The sequence below is a fragment of the Streptomyces sp. NPDC059582 genome (genome assembly GCF_042735715.1).
Taxonomy (GTDB): domain Bacteria; phylum Actinomycetota; class Actinomycetes; order Streptomycetales; family Streptomycetaceae; genus Streptomyces.
In genome coordinates, this window is the sequence record NZ_JBHWCC010000018.1 from 37,836 (window position 1) to 58,539 (window position 20,704).

17 protein-coding genes are annotated in these 20,704 nt (G+C 72.7%); 7 read left to right on the top strand and 10 right to left on the bottom strand.

Annotated elements, in window-relative coordinates:
* Window positions 1-6 precede the first annotated feature (6 nt).
* Window positions 7-1,323 carry an ABC transporter substrate-binding protein gene (locus ACFV0T_RS17560; protein WP_385779419.1) on the top strand — a complete coding sequence of 439 codons (1,317 nt, stop codon included), beginning with the start codon at window positions 7-9 and terminating at the stop codon, window positions 1,321-1,323.
* A gap of 47 nt (window positions 1,324-1,370) precedes the next feature.
* Here ACFV0T_RS17560 and ACFV0T_RS17565 read toward each other — a convergent pair whose 3' ends face one another.
* Together ACFV0T_RS17565 and ACFV0T_RS17570 are read right to left on the bottom strand one after the other, a co-directional pair.
* Window positions 1,371-3,005, bottom strand: coding sequence for a hypothetical protein (locus tag ACFV0T_RS17565; protein WP_385779421.1), 1,635 nt, complete (start codon window positions 3,003-3,005; stop codon window positions 1,371-1,373).
* 201 nt (window positions 3,006-3,206) lie between these two features.
* Window positions 3,207-4,592 (bottom strand): transcriptional regulator, encoded by a 1,386-nt coding sequence (locus ACFV0T_RS17570; RefSeq protein ID WP_385779423.1) that lies wholly within the window; start codon window positions 4,590-4,592, stop codon window positions 3,207-3,209.
* 314 nt (window positions 4,593-4,906) lie between these two features.
* On the opposite strand from ACFV0T_RS17570, the gene ACFV0T_RS17575 reads away from it, so the two are divergent.
* The 3 genes from ACFV0T_RS17575 to ACFV0T_RS17585 all read left to right on the top strand — a co-directional run bounded on the left by ACFV0T_RS17575 (window position 4,907) and on the right by ACFV0T_RS17585 (window position 8,127).
* Entirely contained in the window at window positions 4,907-5,560 is a 654-nt protein-coding gene (locus ACFV0T_RS17575; RefSeq protein WP_385779425.1) for a bifunctional DNA primase/polymerase, read from the top strand.
* 174 nt (window positions 5,561-5,734) lie between these two features.
* A complete protein-coding gene (locus tag ACFV0T_RS17580; RefSeq protein WP_385779427.1) occupies window positions 5,735-6,511 on the top strand; it encodes an ABC transporter ATP-binding protein in 777 nt (258 codons plus the stop codon).
* On the top strand, window positions 6,508-8,127 hold the full coding sequence (locus ACFV0T_RS17585) for a transporter (RefSeq protein ID WP_385779429.1): 1,620 nt from the start codon (window positions 6,508-6,510) through the stop codon (window positions 8,125-8,127). Before ACFV0T_RS17580 ends, ACFV0T_RS17585 begins: the two co-directional genes overlap by 4 nt.
* Before the next feature lie 465 nt (window positions 8,128-8,592).
* On the opposite strand, the gene ACFV0T_RS17590 is transcribed toward ACFV0T_RS17585, so the two are convergent.
* Both ACFV0T_RS17590 and ACFV0T_RS17595 read right to left on the bottom strand, forming a co-directional pair.
* On the bottom strand, window positions 8,593-9,525 hold the full coding sequence (locus ACFV0T_RS17590) for an alpha/beta fold hydrolase (protein ID WP_385779431.1): 933 nt from the start codon (window positions 9,523-9,525) through the stop codon (window positions 8,593-8,595).
* A 452-nt stretch (window positions 9,526-9,977) separates the two neighbouring features.
* A complete protein-coding gene (locus ACFV0T_RS17595; RefSeq protein ID WP_385779433.1) occupies window positions 9,978-10,670 on the bottom strand; it encodes a metal-dependent transcriptional regulator in 693 nt (230 codons plus the stop codon).
* Between the two features lie 280 nt (window positions 10,671-10,950).
* On the opposite strand from ACFV0T_RS17595, the gene ACFV0T_RS17600 reads away from it, so the two are divergent.
* A complete protein-coding gene (locus ACFV0T_RS17600) occupies window positions 10,951-11,706 on the top strand; it encodes an SIS domain-containing protein (protein ID WP_385779434.1) in 756 nt (251 codons plus the stop codon).
* 143 nt (window positions 11,707-11,849) lie between these two features.
* Here ACFV0T_RS17600 and ACFV0T_RS17605 read toward each other — a convergent pair whose 3' ends face one another.
* Window positions 11,850-13,256 (bottom strand): PAS domain-containing protein, encoded by a 1,407-nt coding sequence (locus ACFV0T_RS17605; RefSeq protein WP_385779436.1) that lies wholly within the window; start codon window positions 13,254-13,256, stop codon window positions 11,850-11,852.
* A 133-nt stretch (window positions 13,257-13,389) separates the two neighbouring features.
* Complete coding sequence (locus tag ACFV0T_RS17610) at window positions 13,390-13,842, bottom strand: GNAT family N-acetyltransferase (protein ID WP_385779438.1); 453 nt, start codon at window positions 13,840-13,842, stop codon at window positions 13,390-13,392.
* Between the two features lie 768 nt (window positions 13,843-14,610).
* Between ACFV0T_RS17610 and ACFV0T_RS17615 the strand changes: the two genes are divergently transcribed.
* A complete protein-coding gene (locus ACFV0T_RS17615; RefSeq protein WP_385779440.1) occupies window positions 14,611-15,618 on the top strand; it encodes an isopenicillin N synthase family dioxygenase in 1,008 nt (335 codons plus the stop codon).
* Between the two features lie 47 nt (window positions 15,619-15,665).
* Here the strand turns inward: ACFV0T_RS17615 and ACFV0T_RS17620 are convergent, their stop codons facing one another.
* Complete coding sequence (locus ACFV0T_RS17620; RefSeq protein ID WP_385779442.1) at window positions 15,666-16,766, bottom strand: citrate synthase 2; 1,101 nt, start codon at window positions 16,764-16,766, stop codon at window positions 15,666-15,668.
* A 333-nt stretch (window positions 16,767-17,099) separates the two neighbouring features.
* Here ACFV0T_RS17620 and pdxH point away from each other — a divergent pair, with 333 nt between their 5' ends.
* Window positions 17,100-17,729, top strand: a complete 630-nt coding sequence (gene pdxH / locus ACFV0T_RS17625) for a pyridoxamine 5'-phosphate oxidase (protein WP_385779604.1) — start codon at window positions 17,100-17,102, stop codon at window positions 17,727-17,729.
* Here pdxH and ACFV0T_RS17630 read toward each other — a convergent pair.
* From ACFV0T_RS17630 to ACFV0T_RS17640, 3 genes are read right to left on the bottom strand one after another with little or no spacing between them, the layout of a single operon-like run.
* Complete coding sequence (locus ACFV0T_RS17630; protein ID WP_385779444.1) at window positions 17,719-18,402, bottom strand: TetR/AcrR family transcriptional regulator; 684 nt, start codon at window positions 18,400-18,402, stop codon at window positions 17,719-17,721. The genes pdxH and ACFV0T_RS17630 overlap by 11 nt on opposite strands.
* A complete protein-coding gene (locus ACFV0T_RS17635; protein WP_385779446.1) occupies window positions 18,390-19,133 on the bottom strand; it encodes an enoyl-CoA hydratase family protein in 744 nt (247 codons plus the stop codon). The genes ACFV0T_RS17630 and ACFV0T_RS17635 overlap by 13 nt, the downstream gene beginning before the upstream one ends.
* Window positions 19,130-20,698 (bottom strand): 4-coumarate--CoA ligase family protein, encoded by a 1,569-nt coding sequence (locus ACFV0T_RS17640; RefSeq protein WP_385779448.1) that lies wholly within the window; start codon window positions 20,696-20,698, stop codon window positions 19,130-19,132. Before ACFV0T_RS17640 ends, ACFV0T_RS17635 begins: the two co-directional genes overlap by 4 nt.
* Window positions 20,699-20,704: the final 6 nt, after the last annotated feature.

The window sequence follows — 20,704 nt, forward strand, 5'->3', positions numbered from 1 at the left end:
GGATCTATGACTGGCAGTCGACACACGCGCATCACACTTCTTCCCGGCACCAGCCCACGCGCCAGAGTGGTTCGCCGTGCCGCGGGCCTCTTGGTGGCGTGTGCGTCGCTCGTGGCGGGCTGCGGAGTCGTCCCCGGCACCGCGGGAGGTTCGGGGGACGACCCGATCACCGTCATGACCTGGGCGCCCCAGGACACCGCGGCGACCAACAAGCCCGGAATGCCGGCCTTCGCCCAGGCCTACGCCCGCTGGATCAACGCCCACGGCGGCCTGGCCGGGGGCCGCAAGCTCAAGGTACTGACCTGTAACGAGCACAACGACAGCGTCGCCGCCGCCAGGTGCGCCCGGCGCGCCGTCAAGGAGAACGCCGTCGCGGTCGTCGGCTCCTACAGCCAGTACTCCGAGTCGTTCTTCCCGCCGCTCGAGGGCGCCGGCATCCCCTACATAGGTGGCTACGGCGTCACCAACGCCGAGTTCACCAGCCCCCTGGCCTACCCCGTCAACGGCGGACAGCCCGCGCTGCTGGCCGGCCTCGGCAAGGAACTCGCCAAGAACTGCGGCTCCGTCGCCCTCGTCCGCCCGGACAACATCGCGGGAGACGCCCTGCCCGAACTGCTCAACTCGGGCCTGACGGCGGGCGGGCACGCGAAGACGACCGACGTGCTGGCCGCGGACGACGCCACCGAGTACTCCGAGCAGTCCAGGAGCGCTCTGGAGGCGACCGGTGACGGATCCGGACAGGGCGGCCGAGGCTGTGTGGTGCCCGCGCTCGGCGACGCCACCAGCACCTTCATGGACTCCTTCCGGCGTGATCGCTCGGGCTACCCGGCGGTGCGGACCGCGACCGTGCTCGGCAGTGTCGACCAGACCGTGATCGACGCGACCGGCGGCGCCTCCGGACCGTACGAGGGGGCGTACATCACCGGCTGGTACCCGGTGGCGAGCGACACCCGCTGGGACGGCATGAAGAAGGTGATCAGCGAGCAGGCCTTCTCCGACAACCGCATCGACCCCGCGGACGCCGGAGTGCAGACCACCTGGATCGCGTACACCGTGTTCAAGCGGGTCATCGAGTCGCTGGCCGACGGCGAGGTGAGCGCCGACACCGTGCGGCGGGCCCTGGACGACGGCCTCGAGATCGGTACCGGTGGTCTGACCCCGACCCTGCGGTGGCGCTTCCAGGACCGGCTCGCGGCCGTCGGCTTCCCGCGCCTGACCAACGCCGACGTGACCCTTCAGCTGGTGAAGAAGGGGCGGCTGGTGGCCGCCCGGAAGAGCTTCATCGACGTGACCGGGACACTGGAGAACGCGAACCTGAGCTGACGAGGACGGCGGGGCGGGCCGGGAGATCCCGGCCCGCTTCCCTCACCTCACAGCTGGGTCGACTGGCGCTCGGTCAGCCCGTACTTCCGCGCGATCGTGTTCCACAGCTGCGCGGCCTTCTTCTTCTGCGTGCTCGCCGTGCCGCTCGCCGCGTTGCCCGCCTGGGTCTGCGCGGTGGACCGGGCCTGGCCCTTGCGGCACGCCTTCTTGTTGTTCGCGGTCTGGTCGGCCCAGGCCGCGTAGTGGTTGTCGGCCGACGCGGACGCCTTCCAGGCATCGGTCAGGGCGGTGGTCAGCCCGGCGTGATCGGGCAGTTTGTCCACGGACAGCCCGGACAGCCTGGTGACCAGCTCGGTGCGCTGCTTGGCCGCGTCCCGCAGGTCGGAGGCCGCCTGGCCGAGGTTGTCGCAGGACTTCACGTCGGCGACCGCCGCGATCACGGTGGCCCGACTGCTGCCGCTGTCGGCCAGCAGCTTGTCCAGGGCGTCGGCCTGCGCCTTCGCCGGATCGGCGGCCGAGGAGGTGGACCCGTCGGACGCGGAGGCCGAGGCGGAGGCGGCCGAGCCGCCGTCCTTCTTGTCGTCGCCCCCACCGCCGGCGAGCAGCGCGCCCGCGCCGATGCCGACCACGACGATGCCGATGCCGACCGCGGCGATGAGCGGAACCCGTGAACCGCCACGGCCCCCCCGGCCGCCGCCGTCGTCGTCCCGGGCCCCGCGCCGTCCCCCGCCGGGACCGGCGGGCGGCGCGTACGAGGGCTGGTACTGCCCGGGGTAGCCGCCGGGTGCGGCGGGTCCGGAGTCGTGCTGCGGGACGCGCGGCAGCTGCTGGGTGGCTCCCGGGTACTCGCCGCCCGGGCCGCCCGCGTCGGTGCGGAAGAGGTTGTCGAACTCGGCGGGCGGCTGCCGGTCGCCGCCCCCGCCGTACAACCCGGGGTCCGGCTGCGCGGGCACCGGCGGGATGTACTGGGTGGCCTGGGCGTCGGGGTGGGCGCCCTGGAGCGGAGCGTGGCCCAGGTACTGGGTGGACTCCGACGGCGCCCCGGGGGCCGGCGTCTCCGGCGGCAGCGCCCCCGGGCCGACCGGCGGTATGTACTGGGTCGCCCCCTCGTCCGCGTGGGACAGGGTGGCGGGCGGTACGGCGACGGGCGGCAGGAACTGCGTGGCGCCCTCGGCGCCGCCGGGCGCGGCCGGGACCGAGGGCAGGTACTGGGTGGCGCCCTCGTGGGCCGCGGGCGGCAGCGGAGCACTCTGGGTGCCGTACGCCGTGGGCTGTGCGCCCTCCGGCGGCAGCGGGCCCGCGCCGGGGCCCTGCTGCCAGGACGCCGCGGACGGCGCCGCCTCCCGCGTGCCCCAGGCCGTCTCCGTGGGCCCGGCCGCCGACCAGTCCGCCGCGGGCGGCTGGGCCGCACCCTGCTGCCGGTCGGGGCCCCACGGCTGGCCCCAGGCCTGGCCACCGGCCGGCGTCGTGCCGCCGGTGTCCTGGCCGTACGCCTGGCCGTACTGCTGACCGTCGTGCTGGGCGTTGTGCGGGTAGCCGTCGTTCTGGTAGCCCTGATGCTGTCGGCCTGCGGGTGTCCCCGTCATGCCCGGAAGCAGCGGCTCACCTCCGTCGGAGGGCAGCACGATGCCTTCGCGCGCGGGCCGCGCCGAGGGCTCCTCGCCCTGTCCACTCTGCGTCACCGGGACTCCTACGAATGGGGGACCTTCGGAATCATCGGCTCACGCTACCGGGTCCCCGGAACCAGGTGCTACGCAGCTCAGGGCGTGACCCTTCTCCTTGTGACGTCAGTAACAGATCCGGAGCGCCGTGCGCTGTTCATGCCACCTCCCGCTTATCGACGGGTCGTTTCCCGCCCGTTCACGCGCCGGCGCCCCACATGTTCACGCAGCCGTCTGCAGCTCCAGCCGCGCCCCGAACTCCCTGACCACCGGCTCGTCCCGGAACGGTTCCAGCCGCTGCTGGAAGTCCTCCAGGTACTCGGCACCGCGGTTGGAGCGCAGCGTCTCCAGCAACTCCACCGCCTTCAGGCCCGTGTTGCAGGCCAGCTCGATCTCACGCTGCTGCACCTGCGCGGTGGCGAGCAGCACATAGCCGATGGCCCGCCTGCGCGCCCGCGACTCGGGGTGCCCGGCCAGGGACTCCTGCGCGCACCGCGCCGCCGCGTCGGCCTGCCCCAGGTCGCGGTGACAGTGCGCCAACTCGTCGGCGAGATAGGCCTCGTCGAAGTGCGCGATCCACGCCGGGTCGTCCCCAGCGGCCGGATCCGCCTGTTCCAGCGCCGCCACCGCGCGCCCCGAGGCCGCCTGGGCCGCCCGCGCGTCCCCCATCAGCGCGTGCCCGCGCGCCTCCGCCGCATGGAACATCGACTCCGCGCGCGGTGTGACGCGCCCACGCGCCCCCTCCTGTGCCGCCCTGGCCAACTGCGCGATCTCCCGCGGGTTTCCGAGCTGCGCGGCGAGATGACTCATGGACGCGGCGAGCACGTAGCCGCCGTACCCCCGGTCGCCCGCCGCCTGCGCGAGCCGCAGCGACTGGATGTAGTAACGCTGGGCGAGACCCGGTTGTCCGGTGTCCACGGCCATGTACCCGGCGAGTTCGGTCAGCCGGGCCACCGCCGCGAACAGGTCGCGGCCCACCGCCTCCCGATAGGAGCCGGACAGCAGTCCGGAGACGACGCTGTTGAGGTAGTGCACGACGACCGGGCGCACATGCCCGCTGCCGTACTGGTGGTCGAGGTCGGTCAGCGCCTGGGTCATCGCGCGGACGGCCGTCACGTCGGACTGGCCCACCCGCGGTCCCGCCGCCCGCGCCACCTGCGAGTCCGGCGCGGAGATCAGCCAGTCGCGGCTCGGTTCGACCAGCGCGGACGCGGCGACGGACGAGCCGGACAGGAAGTCCCGGCGCCCGACGTCGCTGCGCCACAGCTCACAGACCTGCTCGATGGCCCCCAGTACCGTCGGCGAGAACTGGAGACCGACACCCGACGCGAGGTTCTTGCCGTTGGCCATCCCGATCTCGTCGATCGTGACCGTACGGCCCAGCTTGCGGCCGAGGGCCTCGGCGATGATCGCCGGTGCGCGTCCCCGCGGCTGCTGTCCACGCAGCCAGCGGGCCACGGACGTCTTGTCGTAGCGCAGATCGAGGCCGTGCTCGGCGCCGCACATGTTGACCCGGCGGGCCAGCCCGGCGTTCGAGCAGCCCGCTTCCTGGATGAGCGCCTGCAACCGTTCGTTCGGCTGCCGCGCGACGAGAGGCCTTGCGGCCATGGCTGAACCCCCTGTGGCTGCGGTGCCTGCCCACGCACCGAGTTGACGTGTCTTCCACGGCCGGACCTTGTCGGGTCCAGCGAAAAGATCCGGCCTCGAAGATCAATGCCCCACGGACATACCGAAAATGCGAGGCATGCGAGGATTGCCGGGGTAAAGGTGGGAGGCGACCCCACTCGTGGCTACCCAGTTCCGCGGTGGATCCTCCCGCGCGCCCCCTCACGTGCATCCATGCGCCCCAGACGCGGAATCGATGCTCCTCCCCCGCGCGCGCTACAGCCGTAACCCGAGGTGGGCGCGGGAGTTGAGTGAGCGTGGAAGAGACGATCCCGGCCACCGATGCCGCCCAGATTCCGAAGCAGCGTGGGGAATCACTGCTGGAGACCGCCGTACGCTACGCCGAGGAGCGCCACTGGGACGTGTTTCCCGGCACCTGGCTGGAAGCCGTCGAGGGGGTGCAGCGCTGTTCCTGCGGCGAGGCCGGGTGCGACGCGCCCGGCGCGCATCCGGCGCGCGACGACTGGGCGACGCAGGCGACCGGCAGTGCCACCGTCGCGCGCCGGATGTGGCAGAAGCAGCCGACGGCGTCGATCCTGCTGCCGACCGGGCGTACGTTCGACGCGATCTCCGTGCCGGAGACGGCCGGGTTCCTGGCGCTGGCCCGGATGAAACGGATGGAGCTGACGCTCGGACCGGTGACGTCGGCGCCGGACCGGCGGATGCACTTCTTCGTGCTGCCCGGAGGGGCCGCGAAGGTGCCGGAGCTGGTGCGCAAACTGGGATGGTCGCCCGCGTCGCTGGACCTGGTCCCGCTCGGGGAAGGGACGTACGTGGCCGCGCCGCCCACCCGGTTCGGTTCGCGGGGAGCCGTGCAGTGGGCGTGCCGGCCGACTCCCGCGAACCGGTGGCTGCCGGACGCGGAGGAGTTGATGTCACCGCTCGCCTATGCGTGCGGACGGGACCGGTAGTTCGGCGGCCTCGGGAGGCCGGTGACGGATGACTCGTCGCCGGTGGCCGGTGACTCGTCGCGGGGGCGGTGGCGGGGCTGATCCCGCCCCGCGCGGCGGAGCCGCATGTCGTCACGGTCCCGCGCCCTGAGGGTCGGCTGTTCCACCGTAGGGTGCTCGGAGACGGAGGGAGCAGTGGTGGGCACAGCGGCCGTACGAGTACAGGGGCTCTGGAAGCGGTTCGGGCAGCAGATCGCCGTCGCCGGGATCGATCTGGACCTGCCCGCGGGCAAGTTCATCGGTCTGGTGGGGCCGAACGGAGCCGGGAAGACCACCACCCTGTCGATGGTGACCGGGCTGCTGCGGCCCGACCAGGGCAGCGTCGAGGTCGTCGGGCACGACGTGTGGCGGGATCCGGTCGAGGTGAAGGCGCGGATCGGAGTGCTGCCGGAGGGCCTGCGGCTCTTCGAGCGGCTGTCGGGGCGGGAACTGCTCGGCTACTCCGGCAGGTTGCGCGGGCTGCCCGGCGCCGAGGTCGACAAGCGGGCCGCCCAGCTTCTGGACGTCCTCGACCTGGCCGGCGCGCAGCACAAGCTCGTCGTCGACTACTCGACCGGCATGCGCAAGAAGATCGGGCTCGCGGCCGCTCTCCTCCACAATCCCGAGGTCCTCTTCCTCGACGAGCCGTTCGAGGGCGTCGACCCGGTGTCCGCGCAGACCATCCGGGGCGTCCTGGAGCGGTACACCGCCTCGGGCGCCACGGTCGTCTTCTCCTCCCATGTGATGGAGCTGGTCGAGTCGCTGTGCGACTGGGTCGCCGTGCTGGCCGCGGGCCGTATCCGCGCCCACGGCCCCCTCGACGAGGTACGCGGCGACGCCCCCACGCTCCAGCAGGCGTTCCTCGAACTGGTCGGCGCGCACGGCCGCGACACCGGCTCCGACCTCGACTGGCTGGGCGGCGGGGCCCGATGACGAGCACGGCCTCCCCCGTCCCCGGTCCGGCCCGTCTCACCTCCACCGTCGTCCGGCTGAAGCTGTCCCTGCTGCGCAACGGACTGCGGCAGTCCGGCGGCCGGCGGGCCGCCTTCATCGCCTCCGCCGTCGTCACCCTCCTGTTCGCCGCGCTCCAGCTGCTCGGCCTGATCGCACTGCGCGGCCACGCGCACGCCGCGTCCCTGGTGGTCCTGCTGACGGCCGTACTGGGTCTGGGCTGGGCGGTGATGCCGCTGTTCTTCCCCAGCGGCGACGAGACCCTGGATCCGACCCGGCTGGTGATGCTGCCGCTGCGGCCCCGTCCGCTGGTACGGGCGCTGCTGGCGGCCTCACTCGTCGGTATCGGCCCGCTGTTCACCCTGCTGCTGCTCCTGGGATCGGTGATCTCCGTGGCGCACGGGACGGCGGCCTGCGTCGTCGCGGTCGCCGCCGTCGTCCTCGCGCTGCTGGTCTGCGTGGCCCTCGCGCGGGCCGTCGCCGCCGCCAACATCCGGCTGCTGACCAGCCGCAAGGGGCGCGACCTGGCGGTGCTGAGCGGTCTGGTCGTCGCGGTCGGCGCGCAGGTCGTGAACTTCGGCGCGCAGCGCCTGGGTTCGTCGGGCCTGGCCCAGCTGGACCCGGTGTACGACGTGGTGCGGTGGGTGCCGCCCGCGTCGGCGATCGGGGCGGTGCACTCGGTGAGCGAGGGGGCGTACGGCGTCGCCGTCGCCCAGGTCGCGCTGACCGTGGCCGCGCTGGCGCTGCTGGTGGCGGCGTGGGCGCGCAGTCTGACGCGGCTGATGACCGCGCCCGACGGATCGACGCTGCCGGCCGCGGAGTCGGGCACGCGCGAGCGCGACACGTCGTCGGGTCTGACCCGGCTGCTGCCCGCCGGCCGCACCGGCACCGTCATGGAGCGCAGCCTGCGCTACGTCTGGCGCGACCCCAAGACCAAGGCGGCCTGGGTGACGTCGCTGGCCATCGGTCTGATCGTGCCGGTGTTCAACGCCTTGCAGGGCACCGGCTCGATCTACTTCGCCTGCTTCGCCGCGGGGATGCTCGGCATTCAGATGTACAACCAGTTCGGTCAGGACACCTCCGCGTTCTGGATGGTCGCGATGACCATCTCCTCGTCGCGCGACGCGTACGCCGAGCTGCGGGCGCGGGCGCTCGCGCTGCTGCTGATCACGCTCCCGTACGCCACCCTCGTCACGGTCCTGACGACCGCCATGCTCGGCGACTGGTCCCGGCTGCCCGAGGCGCTGGGGCTGTCCCTCGCGCTGCTGGGGGCGATGCTGGCGACCGGCGCCTGGACCTCGGCCCGCTTCCCGTACTCCATTCCGCAGGAGGGCTACAAGAACGTGGCCCCCGGGCAGACCGGCCTCGCCTGGATCGCCATCTTCGGCGGCATGCTCTCCGCCGCCCTGCTGTGCGCGCCGGTGATCGCGCTGACGATCTGGCTGAACGTCAGCGCGGACGGCGACGCGTGGGCCTGGCTGCTGCTGCCGGTGGGCACGGTGTACGGGGCGGGGGTCACCCTGCTGGGTCTGCGGCTGGCCGCTCCGCGCACGGCAGCGCGACTGCCGGAGATACTGGCGGCGGTCAGCAAGGGGTAAGCGGGTCGGGGCCGAGGGAGCGCGGCGGTCTGGGGCGGGACGTCGGGCACAGAGGGTGCGGCGGTCCGGGACGGACGTCGGGCTCAGGGAGGGGTGCACGGCCCTCGGACGGACACGGACTGAGGGGGCACGGCCCCCGGACGGACCGGGCTCAAGGAGCGCGGCCCATCAGACGGACACGGGCCCAGGAGCGCAGCCCCCGGACGCACACGGGCTCAGGAGCGCAGCCCCCGGACGCACACGGGCCCAGGAGCGCAGCCCCCGGACGCACACGGACTGAGGGGGCACGGCCCCCGGACGCACACAGGCCCAGGAGCGCGGCCCCCGGACGGACACAGGCCCAGGAGCGCAGCCCCCGGACGCACACGGGCTCAGGAGCACAGCCCCCGGACGCACACGGACTGAGGGGGCACGGCCCCCGGACGCACACAGGCCCAGGAGCGCGGCCCCCGGACGGACACGGGCTCAGGGAGTGAGTACGCCGTCCAGGAACGGCTCGATCGCCGTCCGCCACGCCTCCGGCTGGTCGTAGTGGACGAGGTGGCCGGCCTCGGCCACCTCCGCGTACTCCCCGCCGGGCAGCACCCGGACCATCTCCTGCGCCTCGGCACGGCCCAGCTCGCCGTCCAGACCGCGGACGACCAGGGCGGGGCACCGGACCTGGGCGAGCTCCTCCCAGTGCGCGTCGTACACCCACGTCTCGCGGGACTTCAGCATCTGCTCGGGCTCGAAGACGGGGCGCCAGCCGTCGGGGGACTCGTGCATGACCTCGGCGTAGAACTCGCCGCGGGCCGGGTTGGGGCGCTCCACCCAGGGGTCGTCCTCGCCGAACCACTTGCGGACGTCGGCCAGGGTGGCGAAGGGGACGGGCCAGGACTTGAACCAGTCGGCCCACTCGCGCTGCGAGGCGGCGCCGAGGGCGGAGGCCCGCATGTCGCAGATGATCAGGCCGTGCACCAGGTCGGGGCGTTTGGCGGCGAGCTGCCAGGCGGTCAGCGCGCCCATCGCGTGGCCGATGACGACCGCGTGGGGGAGGCCGAGCTGTTCCAGGGCGGCCTCGGCGTCCTCGACGTAGGCCTCTCGGGTGAAAGAGGCTCGCGGGGGCTTCTCGCTCTGTCCGTGGCCGCGCTGGTCGAGGGCGACCGCGCGGTGCCGCTCGGAGAGCCAGCGGGCGGTGGACGCCCAGTGCGAGGCACGGCCCATCAGACCGTGCAGTAACAGCACGCCGGGCGTGGCCGGTGTGACCGGTGTGGACTCCGGGTCCGCCGTCGCGCCCCGCTCGGGCGGTCCTGCCTGTTCCGGCACCAACTTCGCCGGGTCGCTCTTGGGAGGGTCGCCGAACTCCCAGGCGGCGAGACTCACGCCGCCCGCCCCGGTCACGTCGATGCGTCGCGCCATAGGTCCTGGCACCCCCCTAGCTCCGCTCGGACCGCTCGAGCCGGCCGGTCCTGTGAACCGCTTGCTGTCTGCCGTCGTTGCCGTGGTACCGCTGTCCCTCATCCACATTTACGGACTCTACGCAGACTCACGCGCAGACTATCGAACGCACGTTCGGAAAATGCCTTCTCGGCGGCCAATAACCCTCGTTCGAGTGACCCCTCTCAAGGAATGATCGCCGCCGCCGAGGGGAGATCTTCAACGGGAGGCGGATCGCTCGGGGAAAACGGTCCGACGGGGATGACCCTGGGAGCTCGGGGCTCCGGGTCAGCACAGGGGAGGACAGGCCCCGGCGCCTCAGGGCGCCGGGGCCATCCACGTCTCTGCGGCACATCCTCCCCGCCCCCCTCAGGCCGTATGCCTCATGCGACAGCCTGGCACGCGAAGCGTCGGACCGCTGCGATTCGGCGTACTCAGCGCTTGGCGACGAACACGTGCGAGGCGACGTCCGGATCCAGCTCCGCGGCCTCGCCACCGCTGCCCACCAGCACACCGCCGGCGGCCTCCGTCACGCTCACCACCGAACCGGGCTGCACACCCGCCCGACGCAGCGTGTACATCAGCTGCGCGTCCGTCTGGATCGGCTCGCCGATCCGGCGCACCACGACCGTCTTGCCCTCCTGGCCGGGGTCGAGATCGGCCAGGGACACCATCCCCTCGTCCAGGAACGGGTCGGCGCCGTCCTTCTCGCCGAGCTCCTCCAGGCCGGGGATCGGGTTGCCGTAGGGCGACTCGGTCGGGTGGCGGAGCAGTTCGAGCACGCGCCGCTCCACGGCCTCGCTCATCACGTGCTCCCAGCGGCATGCCTCGGCGTGCACCTGCTCCCACTCCAGGCCGATCACGTCGACGAGGAGGCACTCGGCGAGCCGGTGCTTGCGCATCACGCGCGTGGCCAGCCTGCGGCCCTCGTCCGTCAGCTCCAGGTGACGGTCGCTGGCCACGGACACCAGTCCGTCGCGCTCCATCCGTGCCACCGTCTGGCTGACGGTCGGCCCGCTCTGGTCGAGCCGCTCGGCGATCCGGGCGCGCATCGGGACCACACCTTCCTCCTCCAGCTCGAGGATGGTGCGGAGATACATCTCCGTGGTGTCGATCAGTCCGGACATACGTGCCCCTAAATGAGATCTGCCGGAAGCGCGGCTGGCTCCGCGGCGCGTGCGCTGGCCCTGGCTTCAATTCTGACGCATACCACTGACAACCGTGCCGCGCCGTTGAAACGAGGGCGTCACGCGCTTCTGCGTGGTGTCCGCGGGCACCGAGTGGCACCTGGGCGGGGTGTCCAGCCGAACGCGGCGCGCCCCACGTCGCCGTATTGACACGGTACTGGTCCAGACCGCACGGTGATCCGCGGCACAGACGCCGTCAGACGCTGCGAAGGGGCATCGCATGGGCGAGAGCACACCGGCCGGCCAGTTCTTCGACGCCGCGATCAGCCTGCTGCGGCGGGCGCGCGACGAGGAGGCCGGGGCCATCGAGGCCGCCGGCGAACTACTCGCCGACACCGTGGCCGCCGGCGGGCGTCTCTTCGCCTTCGGCGCCGGGCACTCCTCGCTCGCCGCCCAGGACGTCGTCTACCGCGCCGGCGGTCTCGCCCTGATGAACCTGCTCGTCGTGCCGGGCGTCGTCGGCGTCGACGTGATGCCGGCCACCCTCGGCTCCGCCCTGGAGCGCGTCGACGGGCTCGCGAGCGCCGTCCTGGAGTCCTCGCCGCTGCGCGCGGGCGACGTGCTCGTGATCATCTCCCTCTCGGGCCGCAACGCCCTCCCGGTGGAGATGGCGATGAACGCCCGGGCCCTCGGCGTGAAGGTCATCGGCGTGACATCGGTGGCGTACGCCACGCAGACGACCTCCCGGCACTCCTCGGGGACGTACCTGAAGGACCACTGCGACCTGGTCCTCGACTCGAAGATCGCGGTCGGTGACGCGGAGCTCAGCCTCGACAGCATCCCGGCCCCGTTCGCCCCGGCCTCCACCGTCGTCACCTCGGCGCTGCTCCAGGCGGTCATGGCCACCGCGGCCGGCGCGCTCGCCGACCGGGGCATCGAGCCCCCGCTGCTGCGCTCCGGCAACGTGGACGGCGGCCACGACTGGAACAGCCGGATCATGGACGAGTACCGGGACCGGATCTTCTACCGGCAGTGACCGAAGGGGGCCCGCACGGCGGGCGGTGACCCGTGCGTCGCGCCGGCCGGCACGGCGGGCAGTGGCCGAACCGTGCCTCGCGCCGGCCGGCACCGCCCGCGGTGACCCGCACCGGCTTACGGCCGCGCGCGGCCGCCGGAGGGCTACTTGCCGACGAGCCCGGACAGGTCGAGGGCGCATGCGATGCGCACCGCCACGTCCTCCGCGTACGCCGTGTCGGACCGCTCGAAGGTGCTGCGGCCGCCGCAGCGCAGGAACGTCACGACGCCCAGCGTCCGCCCCCGGCTGCGCAGCACCGCGCACAGCGCGTGCATCGTGTCCGGCGGCCACTGGCGGCCCACGGCCCACTCGCGCGCCCGCTCGGCGGAGACGGAACCGACGCTGGAGCGCACGGCCCCGGTCCGCTCCATGGCCTGGAACGCCGGGTGCCCCGGGGCGTAACGCACGGGCAGCCCGGCCTGCCCGGTGAGCAGGCTCGGCCCCGGCGCGCCGGACGGGGTCTGGGCGATCCGGACCAGCCGTACCGGCCCCGCGGCCACCTCGCCGTCGGCCACCGCGCCGCCCGCCGCACGGTCGATCAGGGCGTGGTCGGCGAACCCGGCGAGCGCGAAGTCGAGGTGGACGACGGCGGCCTCGGCCGGATCCTCGCACTCCGCCGCCGCGCGGGCCGCCCGGTGCAGCTGATTGGTGCGGAAGCGCAGCAGCGCCGCCCCCTGCTCGCCCTGCTTGGCCTCCGTGACGTCCTGGAACAGCCAGCCGACGCCCAGCGGGACCGGCTCCTCCGCGAGCGGCGAGGACAGCCGCAGGAAGCCGCAGCGCCAGCAGCGCCGCTTCTCGCCCTCCGGCGTGCGCACGCTCACCCAGATCTCTGCGGGCGCGGGCGGCGCGCCCTCGGCCAGCACATACGTGAGCGCGCCCTCCAGCTCCTCGACGCCCTGGGCGAGCAGTTCACCGAGCGGCCGCCCCAGCACCGCCGTACGCCCGACGCCCAGCGCGCGGGCCGCGTGCTCGTTCACGACGGCGGGCCGCAGATCTGCGTCGACGAGGACGACGCCCCAGCTCGCGTTCTCGAACAGCGCCTCGCTCAGCGCGATGGACCGCTCCAGGTCGATCTGCGCGTGTACCTCGCTGAAGGCGCAGTACAGGCCCGCGGGCGTCCCGTCGGGACCGCGCACGGCGGCCGACTGGGTGCGCACGAGCACCCGGCCGCCGTCCTTGGTCAGCAGCGCGAACTCGTGAACCTGACGGCCGGAGGCCCGCATGGCGGCCATCAGCCGCCCCTCGACCTCCTCGGCGTCCGCGCTGCGTACGGCCCAGCCGGCGAACCCGGGCCGGCCCACCGCCTCCGCCGCCGTCCAGCCCAGGATCCGTTCGGCCTCCCGGTTCCAGTGGGTGACGACCCCGTCCGCGTCGAAGGCGCACAGGGCCGCGTCCATGCCGTCCAGCAGCGCGGCGAGCAGGTCCGAACCGTCCGAAGCCTCCCGCCCGGGCTGTTCGGGCTCGTCCGGCCCCAGCTCGTCGGTGGTCCCACTACGCCGGGAAGCACTCACCTGGACCCCCTGCAGGCTGCGTCACTTGCAATCATTCAACTCGAACGTGATGCAGCACACACCAAGTTCTCACAAGATTGAAGGAATCGTTGTACGGAGGGACCTAGGCGGACCTACACAGACCTACGCGTACCTATGCGACGGAGGTCTCCAGCCGCAACTCCAGCCACAGATCGGTCTCGCCGTCCAGCACGTACCGGTCGGTCTCGACGAACCCACGCGCCTCGGCGAACCGGACCCCGTCCTCGTTGGCGGCGAGCACGACCGTCTCGATCACCCGGGCACCCAGCCCGCGCGCGTGCGCGAGCCCCTTCTCGTACAGTGCCGCGCCGAAGCCCTGCCGCCGGTGCTCGGGCAGTACCCGCGCGATGACGGTCGCGACGGCGGTCTCGCCCTCCGGGGGCCGCACTGTCGAGCAGCCGACGAGCACGTCACCGAGGTAGGCGTTCTCCAGCCGGTACCGTCCGGCGCGCTCCCGCGCCTCGTCCTCGGACATCGCGGCGGGCGGCACGATCACGTTGTGGACGTGCCGCCACTGCTCCACCATGCTCTCGCCGCTCACGGGCTCCATACGAAGATCTGCCACGGCAGCAGCGAACCGTGTCCGCACGCGCGCGTCAACGGGATCGGCCCCGCCCGCCACTCCTGTCCCCACCGCCTCAGCGTTCTCACCGTGTCCCACCGCGTTCCGCCGTGTTCCGCCGTGTTCTCGCTGCGCGAAACGGCAGGGGAGCACGAACGCCGAAAAGAGGTTGATCCGTGGCGGGAGCGTTCTTAAGGTGGCGAGCACACGAGAAGGGAGGTGGTTCGGCAGATGTATGGAAACCGGACGCGTGAGGTGGCTGCGGGCTAGCGGCCCGTCATCACACCGAGTGCGGTGCCGGACCAGCGCGTGAGACACGCGTGCAGCCGGCCCAATCCCAGGCAGTCACCCGACCCGCGAGTCGCCGGTACGTCCGGCCGGACCCTCCTGTGGAGGACCTGACTCGCGGGTCGTCTGCGTTCCCGGGGATTTCCGGAGGATCTGCGGGCGGTGACCGGCGTCACGTACGGATTTTTCGACGCGCAGTATCCTGACCGCATGCTTTCGCTCGTTCGACGCCGCCACGTGGACTACGGCCGCGTCACGAACATGGGCTGTCGACGCTCGGTCTGAGCAGTCCGGCCCCGTTTTTCCGCGCCTCCTCGCCTCCTCGCCTCCTCGCTTCCGCGCTCCTGTGCTTCGGCGGCGTTTCCGCGCTTCCCGGCTTGTTGCCTTCCGGCCTTCCGGTTTCTCCTCATTCATCCGGCGCCCGTGTCCCGCGCTGTCCGTGCGGTGCTCCGGGCTCGCCCGTACACCTCGCGGACGTGTCCCATGACGTACCAGCAACTTCCGATCATCGATCTCTCCGCCGCCGCCCGTGGTCCGCAGGCCCGTGCGCTGCTGCACGCGCGGTTGCACAGTGCCGCGCACGACGTGGGGTTCTTCCAGCTCGTGGGGCACGGTGTGACGGAGGAGGAGACCGGTTCGCTCCTGACCGCCATGCGGCGGTTCTTCGCGCTGCCGGAGAGCGACCGGCTCGCGCTCGACAACGTGAACTCGCCGCACTTCCGGGGGTACACGCGCACCGGTGACGAGCGGACCGGGGGCCGACGGGACTGGCGCGACCAGCTCGACATCGGGGCCGAGCGGCCGGCCCGGACACCCGGGGCCGGCGAACCGGCTTACTGGTGGCTGGAGGGGCCGAACCAGTGGCCCGCCGCGCTGCCGGAGCTGCGGGCCGCCGCGCTGCGCTGGATCGAACGGCTGAGCGGCGTCGCCGAGCGGCTGCTGCACGAGCTGTTCGAGGCCATCGGGGCGCCTCCCGGCTTCTACGACGGCGTCTTCGGCGAGCACGCGCATCCGCACCTGAAGCTGGTGCGGTATCCGGGCAGCTCGGGCGACGGCGCCGACCAGGGCGTGGGGGCGCACAAGGACTACGGCTTCCTGACGCTGCTGCTCCAGGACCGGGTCGGCGGACTCCAGGTGCAGCGCGCGGACGGGCTGTTCCACGACGTCCCGCCGCTGGACGGGGCGTTCGTGGTCAACCTCGGTGAGCTGCTGGAGGTGGCGACCAACGGGTATCTCGTCGCCACCAACCACCGGGTCGTGTCACCGCCCGCCGCCGTAGAGCGGTTCTCCGTGCCCTTCTTCTACAACCCCCGTCTGGACGCGCGCGTCGAGCCGCTGCCCTTCCCGCACGCCTCCACCGCACCCGGCGTGACCGACGACCCGGCCAATCCGCTGTTCGCCGAGTACGGCTACAACGAGCTGAAGGGCAAGCTGCGGGCGCACCCGCTGGTCGCCGAGCGGCATCACGCGGAGCTGCTGAGCCCCGCGTGAGCCGCCCGGTGTAAGGCCGCCCGGCGCGTGCCTGGACCCGTCCCGCCTCAGTCCGCGATGTCCGCGAAACCGTCGACCTCGCGCGGGTCGCGCGGCCCCGGACCGATGTAGCGGGCCGACGGGCGGACCAGGCGGCCGGTGCGCTTCTGTTCCAGGATGTGCGCCGACCAGCCGGCCGTGCGGGCACAGGTGAACATCGAGGTGAACATGTGCGCCGGGACCTCCGCGAAGTCCAGCATGATCGCCGCCCAGAACTCGACGTTCGTCGCCAGGACCCGGTCCGGGCGGCGGGCGTGGAGTTCTTCGAGGGCCGCCTTCTCCAGGGCCTCGGCGATTTCGAAGCGGGGTGCGCCCAGTTCCCGGGCCGTGCGGCGCAGCACGCGCGCGCGGGGGTCCTCGGCGCGGTAGACGCGGTGGCCGAAGCCCATCAGGCGCTCGCCCTTGTCGAGGGCCTTCCTGACGTACGCCTCCGCGTCCCCGGTCCGCTCGATCTCCTCGATCATGCCGAGGACGCGGGAGGGCGCGCCGCCGTGCAGCGGGCCGGACATGGCACCCACGGCGCCGGAGAGGGCGGCCGCCACGTCCGCGCCGGTGGAGGCGATGACACGGGCGGTGAAGGTGGACGCGTTCATGCCGTGCTCGGCGGCGGAGGTCCAGTAGGCGTCGACGGCGGCCACGTGCTTGGGGTCGGGCTCGCCACGCCAGCGGATCATGAAGCGCTCGACGACGGACTGCGCCTTGTCGATCTCGCTCTGCGGGACCATGGGCAGGCCCTGGCCGCGCGCCGACTGGGCGACGTAGGACAGTGCCATGACGGCGGCGCGGGCGAGGTCGTTGCGGGCCTGCTCGGCGTCGATGTCGAGCAGGGGCTTGAGGCCCCAGACCGGCGCGAGCATGGCCAGCGCGGACTGGACGTCCACGCGGATGTCACCGGAGTGCACGGGGATCGGGAACGGCTCGGCGGGCGGCAGGCCGGGGTTGAAGGCGCCGTCGACGAGCAGGCCCCAGACATTGCCGAACGAGACGTGGCCGACCAGGTCCTCGATGTCGACGCCCCGGTACCGCAGCGCGCCGCCCTCCTTGTCCGGTTCGGCGATCTCCGTCTCGAACGCTACGACTCCTTCGAGTCCGGGTACGAAGTCGGACATCAGGCGGCTCCTCATGATGCGTGCGACAGATGATGTTGTGGAGACCGGGGAGGTGACGGGTCGAACGGTGGGAAGCGGTGACGCCCTGCGGCTCCACGGTCGTCCCCGACGACTCGCGGTCCCGGGCGGTCACCCTGGTGATGCCCCGTGCGGTCGGCGGTCACCCGACCGGAACGTCATCAGCACCATATCCCTGAGTGTCACCTTTGGGGAGAGTCCGCGGCACTGAGTGCCACCTCCATGATGCGGGACACCGCCCGGCGGCGCCCGCGCATACGGCAGGATGACCGCGTGAACGCCGCCCACGACGCCCTCCCCCCGGACCCCGCCTCGATGCGCAAGCAGTACCGGGCCGAGGGTCTCGCCGAGTCCGACCTGGCCGCCACGCCCGTGGAACAGTTCGCGCGCTGGTTCAAGCAGGCCGCGGCCGAGGCGCACCTGTTCGAGCCGAACGCCATGATCGTCTCGACGGCGGACGCGGCCGGACAGCCCAGCTCCCGTACGGTGCTGCTGAAGCAGTTCGACGAGCAGGGTTTCGTCTTCTACACCAACTACGACTCCCGCAAGGCCCGTGACCTGGCGGAGAACCCGTACGTCTCGCTGCTGTTCCCCTGGCATCCGATGGCCCGCCAGGTCATCGTCCAGGGCGTCGCCCGGCGCACCGGCCGGGACGAGACGGCCGCCTACTTCCGCACCCGGCCGCACGGCTCCCAGCTGGGAGCCTGGGCCAGCGCCCAGTCCAGCGTCGTCCCCTCCCGCGCCGAGCTCGACGCCTCGTACACCGAGCTGGCCGCCCGCTACCCGGAGGGCGAACAGGTCCCGGTCCCGCCGCACTGGGGCGGCTTCCGGGTGGCCCCGCGGACGGTGGAGTTCTGGCAGGGCCGGGAGAACCGGCTGCACGACCGGCTCCGGTACGTGGCGGAGGCGGACGGCGGCTGGCGGGCGGAGCGGCTCAGTCCCTGAGCGCCCGGTCGTCGCCGAGTGCCTGGCCGGCCCTGAGCGCCCGGTCGTCGCCGAGCGGCCCGTCGTCGCCGAGCGCCCGGTCGAGGACGGCCGCCCACTGCGCCACCACCCGTTCGCGGCGCGGCCGGTCGTCGGTGAGCAGGTTGGCCAGGCCCAGGCCGCGGGCCATGTCCAGCAGGCCCTGGACCGTCTCACGGACCCCGGGCCGGGACTCGTCCGCGCCCAGCAGCTCGACGGCTATCCGGTGGGTCTCGCGGCCGACCCGGGCCTCCAGTTCGGTCACCCGCGGGCTCAGCTGCTCCTCGTTCGAGGCGGCCACCCACAGGTGCAGGGCGGCCCGGAAGAGCGGGCCCGTGTAGAGGTCGACGAGGGCCGCCACCACCTCGCTCCGGTCCCCCACCGCGCCCTGCGGGAACAGGGCGCGCAGGGCACCGGAGCGTTCCTCCGCGACGTACTCGACCGCCGCCGTGAACAGGTCCTCGCGGGTCGGGAAGTGGTGCTGGGCAGCGCCCCGGGAGACTCCCGCGCGTTCGGCGACGACGGAGACCGTGGAGCCCGCCCAGCCGTGTTCGGCGAGGCAGGCCACGGCGGCCTCCAGCAGCCGCTGCCGAGTGGCCCGGCTGCGGTCCTGCTTGGGGGCGCGGTCGCGTTCGGCCGTGGTCACAGCACCCATGCGGGATCCCGTCGTTCGAGGAAGGCCGTCATCCCCTCCCGCGCCTGCGCGGAGGAGAACAGCCGGGCCGAGAGCGCGGTGAGGTCGGTCGCGTCCCGGTCGAATGCCTCCAGCACCCTAGCCGTGAGCAGCTGTTTCGTCTCGGCCAGCGCCTGCGGGGCGGCCCTGCGCAGACCGTCCAGGACGGGCGCCAGTACGTCGTCGATGTCGTCCGCGGCGTCGCCCGCCGCCGTCAGCAGGCCGATGCGGGCCGCCTCGGCGGCGTCGAGGCGTTCGCCGGTGAGGTAGTAGCGGGCGAGGGCGCGCGGGTCCGTGCGGGAGAGCAGGGTGAGCGAGATGACGGCGGGCGCCACCCCGATCCGCACCTCGGTGAACGCGAACGTGGCCTCGCTCGACGCGAGCGCGATGTCGCAGGCGCCGAGCAGGCCCAGGCCGCCCGCGCGGACGTGTCCGGTGACCCGGGCGACCACCGGTCTGGGCAGCTCGACGATCTGCCGCAGCAGGCCGACCAGCGCGTCCGGATGCGGCGGGTCGCGCAGGTCGGCGCCGGCGCAGAAGGTGTTGCCGGTGTGGGTCAGGACGACCGCGCGCACGTCGGTGTCCTTGGCGCAGTCGGTCAGGGCGTCCGCGAGTTCGCCGACGAGCGCCGCGGAGAGCGCGTTGCGGTTGGCGGTGGCGTCGAGGCTGAGCGTCTCGACGCCACGCGCGCGTGTACGGCCGACCAGTGTCACGTCCGCTCCCTCAGCTCTCGGCGCAGTATCTTCCCGGAGGCGGCCCGCGGCACCCCGTCGATGAAGGTGACCTGCCGGACGCGCTTGTAGGGGGCGACGCGTTCGGCGACGTACATCATGACCTCGGCCTCGGAGAGGTCGGCGGCGGCCTGCTGGCGGACCACGTACGCGTGCGGGACCTCGTTGCCGTCGTCGTTGTAGGCGCCGATGACGGCGGCGTCGGCGATGCCGGGGTGGGTGAGCAGCAGGGCCTCCAGTTCCGCGGGGGCGACCTGGAAGCCCTTGTACTTGATGAGTTCCTTGACCCGGTCGACGACGAACAGCCAGCCGTCGGCGTCTACATGGCCCACGTCTCCGGTGTGCAGCCAGCCGTCGGCGTCGATCATGTCGGCGGTGGCGTCGGGGCGGCCCAGGTAGCCCTTCATGACCTGGGGTCCGCGGATCAGGATCTCGCCGGGCTCGCCGATGTCGAGGTCCTTGTCGGGATCGTCGAGGGAGACGATCCGCATCTCGGTGCCGGCGATGAGCCTGCCGACGGTCCCGGCGGGCGCCTCGTGCATCGCGTCGAGGGGGACGACATGGGTGCCGGGCGACAGTTCCGTCATGCCGTAGGCCTGGCCGACGGGCGGCAGGCCCAGGCGCCGGGAGCAGGCGGCGGCGAGTTCGGCGTCCAGGGGCGCGGCGGCGCTGACGATGTACCGCAGCGACGACAGGTCGAACTGCGCGACGGCCGGGTGCTTGGCGAGGGCGAGCACGATCGGCGGCGCCACGTACAGGCCGGTGATGCGGTGGTTCTGGATCGCCGCGAGGAAGCTCTCCAGCTCGAAGCGCTGGAGGACGACGATGGTGGCGCCCTTGCGCAGCGGCGCGTTCATCAGGGCCGTCAGACCGTAGATGTGGAAGAACGGCAGCACGGCGAGGATGCGCTCGCCGGGGCCGGTGTCGACGGCCGGTTCCAGCTGGGCCAGGTTGGTGGCGATCTGGCGGTGGGTGAGCATCACCCCCTTGGGTATGCCCGTGGTCCCGGACGAGTACGGCAGGGCGGCGACGTCCTGCGCGGGGTCGATGTCGACCACCGGGTCCGGCGCCGTCGAGGCGAGCATGTCGATCAGGGAGCGGTGTCCCGGCGCGCTGTCGCAGACGAAGATCTCCTGGACGCCGCCCGCGAGTTCGGCGGCCCGGCGCGCGCTCGCCAGCAGCGGCGAGACGGTGACGATCCAGCGGGCCGCCGAGTCGCGCAGCTGCTTGGCGAACTCCTCCGGCGTGGCGAGCGGGTGCACGGTGGTGACGGAGGCCCCGGCACGCGTGGCGCCGTAGAACGCGACGGGGAAGGCGACCGTGTTGGGGCTGTGCAGGGCGAGCACGTCGCCCTTGCGCACGCCCGCCTCGGCGAGAGCGGCGGCGACCCGCCGGTGGAACCGGTCGACCTGTTCGTACGTGAGGGTGGTGCCGTCCGTGCCGTCGACGAGCGCGGGCGTGTCCCCGAACTCGGCGGCCCGGCCCAGTACCGCTTCGTGGATGGGGAGTTCGACGACAGGGACGTCTGCGTACTCGCTGCGGAACACGGTTCC

Excerpts from the sequence above, each read along its gene's own strand:
- ACFV0T_RS17560 (WP_385779419.1), top strand. The coding sequence starts at position 7 with ATGACTGGCAGTCGACACACGCGCATCACACTTCTTCCCGGCACCAGC.
- ACFV0T_RS17570 (WP_385779423.1), bottom strand. The coding sequence starts at position 4,592 with ATGGCCGCAAGGCCTCTCGTCGCGCGGCAGCCGAACGAACGGTTGCAG.
- ACFV0T_RS17585 (WP_385779429.1), top strand. The coding sequence starts at position 6,508 with ATGACGAGCACGGCCTCCCCCGTCCCCGGTCCGGCCCGTCTCACCTCC.
- ACFV0T_RS17590 (WP_385779431.1), bottom strand. The coding sequence starts at position 9,525 with ATGGCGCGACGCATCGACGTGACCGGGGCGGGCGGCGTGAGTCTCGCC.
- ACFV0T_RS17595 (WP_385779433.1), bottom strand. The coding sequence starts at position 10,670 with ATGTCCGGACTGATCGACACCACGGAGATGTATCTCCGCACCATCCTC.
- ACFV0T_RS17600 (WP_385779434.1), top strand. The coding sequence starts at position 10,951 with ATGGGCGAGAGCACACCGGCCGGCCAGTTCTTCGACGCCGCGATCAGC.
- ACFV0T_RS17615 (WP_385779440.1), top strand. The coding sequence starts at position 14,611 with ATGACGTACCAGCAACTTCCGATCATCGATCTCTCCGCCGCCGCCCGT.
- ACFV0T_RS17620 (WP_385779442.1), bottom strand. The coding sequence starts at position 16,766 with ATGTCCGACTTCGTACCCGGACTCGAAGGAGTCGTAGCGTTCGAGACG.
- pdxH (WP_385779604.1), top strand. The coding sequence starts at position 17,100 with ATGCGCAAGCAGTACCGGGCCGAGGGTCTCGCCGAGTCCGACCTGGCC.
- ACFV0T_RS17630 (WP_385779444.1), bottom strand. The coding sequence starts at position 18,402 with ATGGGTGCTGTGACCACGGCCGAACGCGACCGCGCCCCCAAGCAGGAC.